The organism is Herbiconiux sp. 11R-BC, assembly GCF_049472555.1.
Taxonomy (GTDB): Bacteria; Actinomycetota; Actinomycetes; order Actinomycetales; family Microbacteriaceae; genus Herbiconiux.
The window spans coordinates 214,619-227,378 of record NZ_JBCEBO010000001.1 but is presented as its reverse complement, the minus strand read 5'-3'; the positions used below and the strand labels follow the sequence as shown (position 1 = coordinate 227,378).

At 72.2% G+C, this 12,760-nt stretch carries 9 protein-coding genes; 4 read left to right on the top strand and 5 right to left on the bottom strand.

Annotated elements, in window-relative coordinates; all coding sequences use genetic code 11:
- Window positions 1-12 precede the first annotated feature (12 nt).
- Window positions 13-1,485: an NtaA/DmoA family FMN-dependent monooxygenase gene (locus VD659_RS01030; RefSeq protein ID WP_423259244.1), complete on the top strand. Its 1,473-nt coding sequence runs from the start codon at window positions 13-15 to the stop codon at window positions 1,483-1,485.
- 12 nt (window positions 1,486-1,497) lie between these two features.
- Here the strand turns inward: VD659_RS01030 and VD659_RS01025 are convergent, their stop codons facing one another.
- The 5 genes from VD659_RS01025 to VD659_RS01005 all read right to left on the bottom strand — a co-directional run bounded on the left by VD659_RS01025 (window position 1,498) and on the right by VD659_RS01005 (window position 6,159).
- Window positions 1,498-2,514, bottom strand: coding sequence for a transporter substrate-binding domain-containing protein (locus VD659_RS01025; RefSeq protein WP_423259243.1), 1,017 nt, complete (start codon window positions 2,512-2,514; stop codon window positions 1,498-1,500).
- A 70-nt stretch (window positions 2,515-2,584) separates the two neighbouring features.
- Complete coding sequence (locus VD659_RS01020) at window positions 2,585-3,346, bottom strand: amino acid ABC transporter ATP-binding protein (RefSeq protein WP_423259242.1); 762 nt, start codon at window positions 3,344-3,346, stop codon at window positions 2,585-2,587.
- A complete protein-coding gene (locus VD659_RS01015; RefSeq protein WP_423259241.1) occupies window positions 3,343-4,344 on the bottom strand; it encodes an amino acid ABC transporter permease in 1,002 nt (333 codons plus the stop codon). The genes VD659_RS01020 and VD659_RS01015 overlap by 4 nt, the downstream gene beginning before the upstream one ends.
- Window positions 4,341-4,952 carry a GNAT family N-acetyltransferase gene (locus VD659_RS01010; protein WP_423259240.1) on the bottom strand — a complete coding sequence of 204 codons (612 nt, stop codon included), beginning with the start codon at window positions 4,950-4,952 and terminating at the stop codon, window positions 4,341-4,343. The genes VD659_RS01015 and VD659_RS01010 overlap by 4 nt, the downstream gene beginning before the upstream one ends.
- Before the next feature lie 55 nt (window positions 4,953-5,007).
- Window positions 5,008-6,159, bottom strand: coding sequence for an LLM class flavin-dependent oxidoreductase (locus VD659_RS01005; protein ID WP_423259239.1), 1,152 nt, complete (start codon window positions 6,157-6,159; stop codon window positions 5,008-5,010).
- A 181-nt stretch (window positions 6,160-6,340) separates the two neighbouring features.
- Here VD659_RS01005 and VD659_RS01000 point away from each other — a divergent pair, with 181 nt between their 5' ends.
- From VD659_RS01000 to VD659_RS00990, 3 genes are all read left to right on the top strand, one after another.
- On the top strand, window positions 6,341-8,524 hold the full coding sequence (locus VD659_RS01000) for an FAD/NAD(P)-binding protein (RefSeq protein ID WP_423259238.1): 2,184 nt from the start codon (window positions 6,341-6,343) through the stop codon (window positions 8,522-8,524).
- On the top strand, window positions 8,521-9,696 hold the full coding sequence (locus VD659_RS00995) for an FAD-dependent oxidoreductase (protein ID WP_423259236.1): 1,176 nt from the start codon (window positions 8,521-8,523) through the stop codon (window positions 9,694-9,696). Before VD659_RS01000 ends, VD659_RS00995 begins: the two co-directional genes overlap by 4 nt.
- 205 nt (window positions 9,697-9,901) lie before the next feature.
- A complete protein-coding gene (locus VD659_RS00990) occupies window positions 9,902-12,553 on the top strand; it encodes an AAA family ATPase (RefSeq protein WP_423259235.1) in 2,652 nt (883 codons plus the stop codon).
- Window positions 12,554-12,760 lie beyond the last annotated feature (207 nt).

The window sequence follows — 12,760 nt, the reverse complement described above, 5'->3', positions numbered from 1 at the left end:
GGCCGGTTCAGCATGAGCGTCGATGAATCCCTTCCACCGCGCGAGGGCCGGCTCGTGCTCGGCGCAGCCGTGCGCACCCTCGGCGCCTTCCCCTCGGGGTGGCGCATGGACGGCGCCCACCGCGACCCGGCGAGAGATCCCCAGGCCTTGAAGCGGTTGGCCAAGGAGGCCGAGCGCGCCCACCTGGACTACCTGTTCTTCGGCGACTGGCTCTCCGGCAGCCTCGATCTCGCATTCACCGATCCCTACCTCCTCGGGCGGGTCGACCCTCTCTCCTCGGCCGGATTCCTCGCCGCAACGACGAGCCGTATCGGGCTGGTCGCCACCGTCAACACCAGCCACAGCGACCCCGTCGCCACGGCACGCACGGCGGCGTCGCTGGACCGCCTGAGCGCCGGCCGCTTCGGATTGAACCTGACGGTCGGCACCGAGCACGGCGAGGCCGCCGACCAGGCGCCGACGGGCCCGGGGCACAACCGTCATGACGTCGCCGAGGAGTACCTGGCCGTGTTGCGCGCGCTCTGGGACAGCTGGAGCGACGACGCCTTCGTGGCCGACGCCGCCTCCGCGACCCTCGTCGACCCGGCCGGTGTGTCGGCGCTCGACCACGCCGGCCGGTACTTCCGGGTCGCGGGCCCGGGGCTCGCGCCCCGCCCGCTGCAGGGGCAGGTGCCGATCGTGCACGCCGACATCTCCTCGCGCGCCCGGCGATTCTCCGCGGAGCACGCCGAGGTGCACATGATCTCCCCCGGAGGCCTGCGAGAAGGCGCCGCGATCGTGCGGGAGGTGCACGCCGCGGCCGCCGCGGCCGGGCGCGAGCCCGGCGCCGTCACCGTCGTCGTGCCCCTCCTGCCCGTGGTGGCGCCCAGCCGCGCGGAGGCCTGGGAGATCTACGACCGCCTGGTCGCTCTCGTGCCCGTGGTGGAGGCCGGCGCTCCGCCGGAGGTGCCGGCCGATCGCACGGCCTCGCACATCCGGCGCATCGTGGGCGTGCCCCTGCTGCCACGCGAGCTCGACGACGTGGTGAGCGCCGCGGATGCGGAACGCTTCAACGCGGCGGGGGCACGCCTTCTCGAGACGGCGCGTCGGCGCTCCGGGCGCACGCCGGGCGGCTCCCGGCCCGTGAGCTACCGGCACCTCCTGGTGGCGCGCCTGTTCGCCCTGCCGATCGTGGTCGGTTCCCCCGCCGACATCGCCGACCACATCGAGACCTGGTTCCGCGCCGGCGCCGCCGACGGATTCACCGTGCAGAGCGCCTACCTGCACGAGCAGTTCGAGGCCTTCACCCGTCTGGTGGTGCCGCTGCTCGTGGAACGGGGCCTCTTCCGCGCCGACTACGACACCCGCACCCTGCGCGGTCATCTCGGGGCGCCGCATCCGGAGCGCGTCGCACCGCGGCCGGCCGCAGGGTCCGCGACCGCCACGAACGAGACCCCGCCGAGGGCCGGTGCCTTCGACGGGGTCGTGGGGTTGTTCGCGAACTGACGAACGCTGCGCTCAGCTGTTGTCGAGCGGGAGTCCGGGCGGGTTCACGAGCGAGGTCTTGACCGCTTCGTTCTTGAGGTCGTAGGCCTCCAGCCACTGCTGGTACTGGCCGTTCTCGATCAGGTAGTTGATCGCGTCCGCGATCGGCTGCGCCAGACCCGAGCCCTTCTTGGTGGTCGCCGCGATGAGGCCGTCGAGGGTCTCACCGGCGCCGGAGAAGACGCCGGCCGTGCGGGTGGGGTTCGCGCCGCCCTGCGAGAGCGTGTTCTGGTAGGCGATGCCCGGGTTCGGGTTGAACTGGGCGTCGATCTGCCCCGAGTTCAGCGCCAGGGTGACGGAGTTTGCGTCGGGGAAGTACACGACGTTCAGCGTCTTGCCCTCGGCTTCGAGCTTGGACTTCCAGGCGAGCAGGATCTTCTCCTGGTTGGTGCCGGAGCCCGTGGCCACCGTGAGGCCGGCCAGGTTCTCGTAGTTCCCGTCGAACTCCCACTTGTTCGAGGCCAGCACCTGGAACGCGAGGTTGTCGCCGCGGTAGGAGGCGAAGTCGTACTTCTCCTTGCGCTTCTCGGTGACGGTGATGTTCGAGAAGCCGGCGTCGGTGGCGCCGGTGTCGATGCCCACGAAGAGGTTGTCCCAGGTGGAGTTGCTCACGACGGGCTTCAGACCCAGAACCGCGGCGACGAGTCGGCCGAGGTCGGGCTCCGAGCCCGTGAGGGTCTCGTTGTCGTCGCCCGTGAAGGCGAGCGGGGGGAAGCCGGCCGGGAGCGCGCCGACTCCGATCGTGAGCTCGCCGCTGTCGAGCACGGCCTGAGGGAGGGTCTTGCGGATCGAGTCGACGGTGGAGACCGAGATCTCGGTCTCGGTGGCGGCACCGTTGGAGTGCGCGCCGACGGTGACGGTGCCGGAGGCGGCGGCGGTCTCGTCGGTGGCCGAGGCCGAGCCGGAGCAGGCGGCGAGGCCGCCGGCCAGGAGCGCCACGGTGGCGAGCGCTCCGATCGTTCGGAGCCGGGAGGCGGTGACGATGGTCATGAGTGGTTCCTTGCTGTGTGTGGGGGATGGACGGTGCGCGCGGGCTCCGCGCGCCTTCAGAACACAGGGCTCAGGCGAGCACCTTGCTCAGGAAGTCTTGGGTGCGGCGGTGCCGCGGGTTCGAGAGCACTTCGTCGGGAGTGCCCTCCTCGACGATCACACCCTCGTCGACGAACACGACGCGGTCGGCCACCTCGCGGGCGAAGCCGATCTCGTGCGTCACGACGATGAGGGTCTTGCCGCTGCCCGCGAGGGTGCGGATGACGCTCAGCACCTCGCCGACGAGCTCCGGGTCGAGCGCCGAGGTGGGCTCGTCGAAGAGGATGACCTCGGGCTCCAGCGCCAGTGCACGGGCGATGGCCACGCGCTGCTGCTGGCCGCCCGAGAGCTGCCGGGGGTAGGCGTCCTCCTTGTCGGCGAGGCCCACGCGGGCGAGCAGCGTGCGGGCGTGCTCCCGCGCATCCTTCGCCTTCACGCCCTGCGAGATCGGAGCCTCGCTGACGTTCTCGATGATCGTCAGATGCGGGAACAGGTTGAAGTTCTGAAAGACGAAGCCGATCTTCGCGCGCTGTCGCAGGATGTCCTTCTCACGCAGCTCCTTCAGCCGGTCGCCGTGCACCCGCACGCCGATGAGCTCGCCGTTCAGGGCCACGTAGCCCTCGTCGAGCTTCTCGAGATGGTTGATCGCCCGCAGCAGCGTCGACTTGCCGGAGCCCGACGGCCCCAGGATGACGGTCACCGTCCCGGCGTCGACGGTGAGGTCGACGCCCTTCAGCACGGTCTTGTCGCCGTAGCGCTTGGTGGCGTTGTGGATGTCGATGGCGACGGTCATGCGAGGGTGTTCCCTTGAACGGTGCTGCGGATGCCGGCGAGCCTGCGGCGCACGCGCTGCAGCGGCGTGAGGGGCAGCTCCCGCACCGAGCCGCGGGAGTAGAACCGCTCGATGTAGTACTGCACGATGGAGATCGCGCTGGTGAGCACCAGGTACCAGATGGTGGCCACCACGAGCAGCGGGATGATGTCGGTCGGGTAGGTGCTGCCGAGGTTCTGCACCACGCCGAACAGGTCGAGCAGCGACACGTAGAACAGCAGCGAGCTCGCCTTGATCAGCCCGATGATCTGGTTCACATAGGCCGGCACGATGGAGCGCAGCGCCTGAGGCAGCACGATGCGCGAGAACTGCCGGCGGCTGGGGATCCCGAGGGCCTTCGCGGCCTCGAGCTGCCCTTGGTCGACGGCGAGGATGCCGGCGCGCACCACTTCGGCGCTGTAGGCGATCTCCGACAGGCTGAGCCCGATCACGCCGAGCACCAGCGGGGACAGCACCGTGAAGGTGGGCACGGCCCACTGCGGGCCGAACGGCACGCCGATGCCCACCGTCGGGTACAGGTTGCCGAGGTTGAACAGGAAGATCAGCACCAGGATCAGCGGCACGGAGCGGAACAGCCAGATGTAGAGCCAGCTCAGCGTGCTGAGCACCGGGTTGCCGGAGAGCCGCGCGAGCGCCACGACGATGCCGCCCGCGAAGCTCACGACGGCGCTGATCGCGGTGGCCAGGAGCGTGAGCTGGAGGCCCTTCAGGATGGCGGGGCTGAACAGCCACTGGCCGACCTTCTGCCACTCCCAGGACGGGTTGGTGAACAGTGTCTGGCCGAAGTTCAGCAGCAGCACCAGAACGAGCGCGGTCACCACCCAGCGCAGCGGATGCCGCAGCGGCACCACCTTGCGCTCGGCCAGTTTCCGGAGGTCGATGCCGGGAGGGACGGATGCCGCGGTGCCGGCCTCGGGCGGGGCGTCGGCGATCTCGGGGCGCTCGAGGGCGGAGGTCATGAGCGGTCTCCTTCCGGCCGGCCCGGGAGCGCGTCGCGGAAGCTCTCCTGCGAACCGGGCAGGCCGGCGTAGAACTCCGCGAGCGACTCGTCGTGGCGGCGCTGGATGCCGCTCACGTCGAGGGGCTCCTCGGTGAGGGACTTGGCGAAGCCGTGCACGATCACCTCGTCGGGGGTGAGCGTGATGTCGAACAGCGGCGTGTAGCCGGACTCGAAGTAGAGCCGCTGCGCCTCGGGCTGCCGCGGGCCGGTGGTGAGGTACACCACGCCGAAGCCGCGGCGCCGCGACTCCTCCTCGAGCTCGCGCACCACGCGCCGGGCCAGCCCCTGACGGCGGTGCTGCGCCGAGGTCCAGATGCGCTTGAGCTCGCTCGTGTTCTCGTCGAAGGTCTTGAACGCGCCGCCCGCGACCGGAACGCCGTCGCGCAGCAGCAGCAGGAAGGCGCCGCGCGGAGGGGCGAACTCCTCCACCGGATAGCGGTTGATCTCCACCGACGCCGGTTCACCCCAGGCGCTGCCGTAGCGGGAGTCGTACTCCTCGGCCAGCTGCTCGAGCAGGGGGCGCGCCAGCGGGTCGTCGGCGGCGACGTAGACGAATTCGTCGGTCACGGGCGGATGCTCCGGCTTCTCGGTCGGCGACCCGGCGTTCCGTGCCGGCCGGTTCTCAAGCAGCGACACGACCCGGCTCCTTCTCGCTCGCGACGCCCGTGGATTCCGCGCTCTCCGCGGCCGCCGCGGCGTCGCGGCGGGCGACCTCCTCGCGCACGAGCGGGATGACGTACCGTCCGAAGTCGATGGTGTCGTCGACGTAGTCGTAGCCGCGGGCCGAGATGATGTCGACACCGAGGTCGATGTAGTCCAGCAGTGCGGCGGCGACGGTCTCGGGGGTGCCGACGAGGGCGTTGGAGTTGCCCCGGCCTCCCGATGCGGCGGAGACCTTCGTCCAGAGCGCCCGATCGAAGCGGTCGCCGCGGTCGGCGATCGACAGCAGCCGTTGCGAGCCGGCGTTCTCGGGCGAGCGGAGGTCGCCGAGCTGAGCGGAGAGCGCCTGCGTGCGCCCTTCGATCCGGCCGAGGATGCGCTCCGCCTTCGCCCAGGCGAGCTCCTCGGTGGCGCCGAGGATGGGGCGGAAGGCAACCTGGATGCGCGGTCGCGACGGCCGGCCGGCCGCGAGGGCCGCATCCGTGATCGTGGCGATCTGCTCGGCGGTGTCGGCGAGCGGCTCACCCCAGAGGGCGTAGATGTCGCTCTCGGCGGCGCCGATCGCGTAGGCCGCGGCGGAGGACCCGCCGAACGACACCTGCGGTCGCGGCTGCTGCACGGGCCAGACGTCGCTCACGAAGTTCTCGAGCCGGTAGTGGGCGCCCTCGAAGTCGAAGGGCTCGCGGCTCGTCCAGGCCTGCTTGAGGATGCGGATGTACTCGCCCGTGCGGTCGTAGCGCTCGTCCTTGGGCAGGTGGTCGCCTTCGGCCGCCTGGTCCGCGGTGGATCCGCCGGTGATGATGTGCACGTTGACCCGGCCCGCGCTCAGCTGGTCGAGGGTCGCGACCACCTTGGCGGCATGCGTGGGCGCCGACACGTTGGGGCGGTGGGCGAGCAGGAGCTGGAGACGGTCGAGCTCGGTGGCGATGAACGCGGCGACGGTCGCCGGGTCGGGCGAGCCGGAGTGGTAGGCGAAGAGGATGCGGTCCCAGCCGTTGTCCTCGTGGGCCCGGGCGAGCCGCAGCGTGTAGTCCTTGTCGAAACTCGGGCCGCTGCGTGCGCGCGTCTCGCTTCCGTCGTTGGTCGCGGCGATGCCGAGGAATTCGATGGGCACGGTGCGCTCCTTTCCATGGGTGGCGACCGCCGGCGGGCCGAGGGGTCTGCGGCGGGATCGATTGCCCGACGCTAGGTCGGCGTCCGCCTCGGCGCCAACGGCGGAGGTTCACAATTCGTCATGCGCGTCACGCTCTGTCACATAGCCCACGCCGGGTGGAAGCAGTGACGACAGTTGTGGCATGCCCGACGCACTCTCGCCCTCGCTCGCCCCTGCCCCGCGCACCCCCTCCATCGCGGTCGTCGGCGCCGGTCCCCGGGGAGTGGGCGTGCTCGAGCGGATCGCGGCCAACCTGCAGGAGCTGTGGCCGAGCGGGCAGCCGCTCGCCGTGCACCTCATCGACCCGCATCCGGCCGGCCCGGGGCGCATCTGGCGCTACGAGCAGTCGCCGCTGCTCAAGCTCAACTCGATGGCCGCCGACGTGACGATGTTCACCGACGAGAGCTCGGTCATCGACGGCCCGGTGCTGCCCGGCCCCTCGCTCGTCGACTGGGCGGCCGAGGTGCGTGCCGGGCGCATCGGGATCCCGGCGGGAAAGCTCGACGAGCGCCTGCGGGCCGAGCTCGAGCACCTGCAGCCCTCGAGCTTCCCCACTCGCCGCCTGCAGAGCCTCTACCTCCGCTGGTTCCACGAGCACGCCCTCGAGCTGCTCGGCGACCGCGTCGAGGTGCACGAGCACCGGGCCTCGGCGGATGCCGTGATCACGGCGCCCGACGGCAGCCAGCTGGTCGAGCTCGACTCGGGGGAGCAGCTGAGAGTCGACCTCGTGCTCTACTCCCTCGGCCACACCGGCGCCGACCCCGAGCCCGAGCACGCCCGGCTGATCGACTTCGCGAGCCGGCACGAGCTCTACTATCTGCCGCCCGCCTTCACGGCCGATGCCGACACCCGGGCTCTCGCGCCGGGCCAGCAGGTGCTCGTGCGCGGCTTCGGACTCGCGGCGGTCGATCTGGTGGTGCTGCTCACCGAAGGCCGGGGCGGGAGCTTCGAACGCGAGGGCGGCCGGTTGCGCTACCGGCCGTCGGGCGCGGAGCCGCGGATCGTCGTGGGGTCGCGGCGGGGAGTGCCCTACCACTCGAAGATCGGCTCCTCCCTGGCCGGTGCGCCGCCGGCGCCCCGTTTCTTCACGCCCGCCGTCGCCGCGCGGCTCGAGGACGAGCTCGACTCGCTCGACTTCGCCGCCGACGTGTGGCCGCTGATCGCCCAGGAGATGCTCTGGGGCTACTACCGCGAGCTGTTCACGGGCCACCCCGAGCGGGTCTCGCTCGGCTGGGAGGAGTTCGCCGCCCGCTTCGAGCGCCTCGACCCCCGAGCGGCCATCCTCGCGCAGGCCGGTCCCGCCTCCAGCCGGTCCGAGGCCCCGGGCCCGCGCCCGCGCCGGGCGACGCGGGGCCACGCCCTGCCCGAGCTCTCCGACGGCGAGCGGGCGAGGGTGCTCGCCGATGCGGCTGTGCTCACGGCGCTGATCGAGGAGTCCGTCACGCACGAGATCGACCGCCTCTTCCTGCCGGAGCTGGACCGCCCTCTCTCCGGTGCCGTGTTCGACGGCGTCGACGCCCTCCAGTCCGCGGTGCGCGAGTACATCGAACGCGACCTCGAGCTCCGCACCCTCCCCGAGCACAGCGCCACCCTGGGGCTGTTCATCGCCCTGCTGAACGCCCTCTTCGCCTTCGCCGACCTCGTGGCCTCGCCCAAGTGGACGGCCCGCTCGCGCGTCGAGGACATCCACGGCTGGTGGCTCGGCTACTTCAGCTTCATCGCGAGCGGGCCGCCCGCGCACCGGCTCGAGGAACTGCTCGCGCTCTCCGAGGCCGGTGTGGTGCGCTTCCTCGGCGGCGAGATGACGGTCGAGACCGATCCGCAGAACGGATGCTTCCGCGCACGCAGCGCGAACCACGGCGAGGTCGTCACGGCTGCCGCCCTGGTCGATGCGAGGCTGCCCGACACGAGCATCGCCCGCAGCGACAACGCCCTGCTCCGGGTGCTGGTTGAATCGGGGGCCGCCCTCGAGGAGATCGCCCGCGACGCCGAGTACGCCGTGCCCACCGGGCGCCTCACGGTGCGGCAGCGGGATCGCCGGGTGGTGCAGGGCTCCGGCGACGCCGCCGAGCGCAGCTACGCCGTCGGCCCCTACACGAACTCGCCCTTCGTGGGCGCGTTCTCGCGGCCGCGCACGAACGCCGTGTCCTTCCGTGAGAACGACCGGGTCGCGCGTGCCCTCCTGACCCGGCTCGCCGGACTGGCGAGCGACGGCAGCGACCGCGACCCGCAGGCCGAGCCGGCCGGGTTCCGCGATCCCCGCCCGCTCGAGTTCGCGGGGCAGCCGGCGCTGGCCGGCTCCGAGCCCGGAGACGACCGACGATGACGCAGTACCTCGACACCATCGTGGTCGGCGGCGGAGCCATGGGGTCGGCCGCGGCCTACGAGCTCGCGCGCCGCGGAATCGAGGTGGCGCTCTTCGAGCGCTTCGCCCCCGGGCACCGCCAGGGGGCGTCGCACGGTGCCTCACGCAACTTCAACCTCTCCTACCCCGATCCGGTCTACCTGCGGATGCTCGCCGAGGCGCTCCCGGCCTGGCGCGAGCTCGAGGCGGAGACGGGCACGCGGCTGCTCGAGCAGGTCGGCATCGTGAACCACGGGCACCTGCCGGAGTTCGACCGCGTCGCGCGATCCCTTCCGGGGTTCGGCTTCGACGCCGAGGTCCTCGATGCGGTGGAGGCCGGCCGACGGTGGCCGGGCATCCGCTTCGACGGGCGCGTGCTGCACACCCCGCAGGCCGGGCGCCTCGACGCGGATGCCGCCGTCGCCGCCTTCCAGAACGCGGCCCGGGCGCAGGGGGCCGACGTCCACCATCTCGCGCGGGTGACGAGCATCCGCATCCTCGGCGACGAGCTGGCGCGCATCGAGGTGCAGCGCACGGATGCGCGGGGCGAGCTGCTCGGCGAGCCCGAGGCCTACGAGAGCCGCCGGCTGGTCGTGACCCTCGGCGCCTGGACCACCCGGCTGCTCGGGCGACCCCTCGTCCTGCCGCACCTCACCGTCACCCAGGAGCAGCCCGCGCACTTCGCCGAGCGAGACGGCGGCGCGTCGGTCTGGCCGGGGTTCAACCATGCTCCGCGTCCCGACGACGCCTCCTACGGGTACTGGCGCTCACCGGTCTACGGCATGCAGACCCCGGGCGAGGGGATCAAGGCCGGCTGGCACGGCAGCGGGCCCATCACCGATCCGGATGCGCGCACCTTCACGAGCGAGCCGCGGCAGCTCGCGGCCCTCCGCCGCTACGTGCGGGAGTGGCTGCCGGGCGCCGACCCCGACGCGTTCAGCGAGATCAGCTGCACGTACACCACCACACGCGACGGCAACTTCGTGATCGATCGAGTGGGCCCCGTGGCCGTCGGTGCGGGCTTCTCCGGGCACGGGTTCAAGTTCACCCCGGTCGTCGGCCGCTACCTCGCCGACCTCACGGAAGGCGTGCGGGCCCCGGCGCAGTTCTCGTTGCGGGCCGAGCGCCGCACACCCGAGCCTTCGCGCTCCTGACCCTGGCGACCCCGTGGAGGGGTCGGGACTACGTACCCATCCTCGATGCACTACGTATTCCGACGGTGGAAGCCGCATCGCGGTGCGATTCGTGAGTAGAACCTACTCAGGAGTACGCGTCGACCCGACGGCCCGACCGACGAGCTCCTCCGCCCGATGGGTCGCGACGAACCCGGTCGCGACGTGAAGAGAAAGAACTCATCCCATGTCCCACCGACCCATTCCGAAGATCTCCTGCGGGCGCCGGCTGCACGGCCGCGACAAGCAGTTCAAGCAGGCACTCGCGTGCCTTGACCGCACCTCGCCCCGGGCGGTCGTGCTCGTGTCGGGGCGCCCCGGAGTGGGCCGCACGGCCTTCGCCGAGGCGCTCGCCGCCTCCCTCGCCGACCGCCGGGAGATCGTCTGGGTGCGCGGCAACGCCGATCTGGCCGAGCTGCCGATCGGGGCGCTGGCGCCTCACCTCGCCTCGCTCGGCGGCAGCGAGATCGACGGGCCCGCGATCGTGCGGCTGCATCGCGCGCTCAGCCGCCCCGAGGTGCTGCTCGTGGTCGACGACGTCGAACTCCTCGACGCCGCGAGCCTCGGCGTGCTCGAGCAGGTGGCCGCCACCGGGGTGGCGGGCATGCTCGTGGTGCGCGCGACCCGCGGCATCGGCGGCGAGCCGTGCGCCAGCAGCTCCGCCCTGCTGCGCCACGCCGGCGTCACGATCGAGCTGCCGCCGCTCGCCGCCTCGGATGCACACGCCGTCATCACCGACCGGCTCGGCCCGAGCGTCGGCCCGCTCGCCGCCGACGAGATGGTGCGACTGGCCGCCGGCAGCACCCGCACGCTCGTGCATCTGGCCGACGCCGCCGTCGGCGCCACCGACCTCTGCGACGACGCGGGCGCCTGGCGGGAGAGCTGGCCCTACGTGTCGGAGGCCGTGGTGGAGTCGCTGCCGGGAGATCCGCTGCGCACGGCCCCGCTCGTGGCCGACCTCATCACGGTGCTCGCCGTCGCCGGCGATCTGCCGGTCGAGCAGGGCGGCACCTCGGGCGTCTCGGAGCGCGGCACCCAGCAGGCCGAGGCGGCCGGCTTCGTCACCACTCGCCTGGAGGACGGCCGCGTCTGGGTGAGCCTCGCGCATCCGCTCTACTCGCCCGTGGTGCTCGCCACGCTCTCCGCGCTCTGGCGGTCGAACTTCTGCGCCGCCGGCGCCGACATGCTCGACGGCTACCCGGAGCACCGGGTGCGCCGTTCGCTGCTGCAGCTGAACGCCGGCCAGCGGGTTGCGCCACGCCTGCTGCTCGACCTCGCCCACGGCGAGCTGCGCGACCGCCGCTACACCACGGCGATCGCGCTCGGCCGGCACGCCGTCGGCGCCTGCGACGACGACGCGATGCTGCGTGCCGCCGGCGAATACGTGCAGGCTCAGTCGCTCTCGCAGGTGGGCCGCGCGGGCGACGCCTCGGAGCACTTCACCGCCGCCTGGGCGGCGCTCGCCGCGGCCGGAGACAAGCCCGACGAGGGCTTCCTCGCCCGGCTCGCGCAGGCCGAGGGCAACCACCTCGCGTTCCGCATGCTGCGGCCCGACCTCGCCGTGGCGCGGATCGAGCCGATGCTCGACGAGATCGCTGACACGGCGCTGCGGGCGCAGCTCGAATCCGACCTGGTGAAATGGCGGCTGATGGCCGGCCACGGGGTGCCGGCCGACGTCGGCGAGCTCTCGGTGCTCGGCCCGGTCGCCACGGCGGGCGACCTGAACCTGCTGATCATGACGGCGACCATCCACACCATGGGCGGCAACCTCGCCCTGGCCGGGCAGGCCGTCGAGCGCGGCCTCGGCGAGTGCGACCGCTTCCTCGACGTGCTGCCGAACGCGCGCGACCTGCTCGAGCTCTCGGAGGTGCTCGTGCTCTCGTTCACCGGCCGCTTCTCCGAGGCGCGGGCCGAGGCGCGGGAGAACCTGCGCCGGGCCGACGACGTGAACCCGAGCGCCCGCGGCATGTGGAAGTTCGTGCTCGCGATGATCGAGCTGCACACGGGCTCGCCCGCCCGCGCCTGGAAGCTCATCTCCGAGGGGCGCCGCGACCTGGTCTGGCGCGACATCGCCGGGCTGCTGCCCTCGGCGGATGCGCTCTCCGCCGCGATCGCGGCCCGCACCGGCCGGTTCGCCATCGCGCGCAGCTGGCTCGACCAGGTGACGCCGGCCGAGACGGGCGATCCCAAGGTCGAGCTCTACGCGGCCCTCGCCCGGGCGTGGGTGTCGGCCTCGGCCGGCCGGCCGGGCTTCGCCATCCGGAGTCTCGGGCCGGCGCTGCACCGCGCGGTCGAGAACGGCCACCTCTACCTCGCGGCTCTCACGGCCTACGAGGCGGTGCGCATCGACCCCGCGGTCGGAGCCGCGGTGATGCTTCCCCACCTGATGGCCGCCGGGCACGCCTTCCCGCTGTGCGAGTCGCACGCCCGCGCGATCGTGGCCCGGCAGGACGTGCTGCCGATCGCGAAGCAGCTCGCCGAGGCAGGCCTGCTCGGCCCCGCGATCGACGCCGCGCGCTGGGTGGCGGAGCATTCCGGCGCCGATCTGGTGCGAGCCTCGCACGCGCACCGGCTGGCCGACTCCTGGACGGTGCGCACCGGGGTCTCGATGTCGCACCGGCGCGGCTCGTCGCACCCGCGGGTGATGCCGCTCACCGACCGGGAGTGGCAGCTCGCCTCCGGTGCGGCGGCGCACCGCACGAGCGCGGAGCTGGCCGCGGAGTACGGCATCTCGGTGCGCACCGTCGACAACCATCTGGCCCGCATCTACAAGAAGCTCGGCATCACCGGCCGGCGCGAGCTGATGGCGGAGCTCACCGAGCTGCGCGTCGCTGAGTAGCAACTACTCATCACGGTGGGCGGCGCGGGGCGCGGAGAATGAGATCGGCCTTGTGCCAGATCATCACGGTTCCGGGAGTTCGTCGCGTTCGGTTGGTTCACTCGTCAGTTCCTCCTGCCGGCTCCCGAAGTGATGATCAGCGAGCAGGGGCGGCCTTCGGGTGGTCGCCTCTGCTCGTGCTCCGAGCCGGCCCGACGGCCCGTCCGC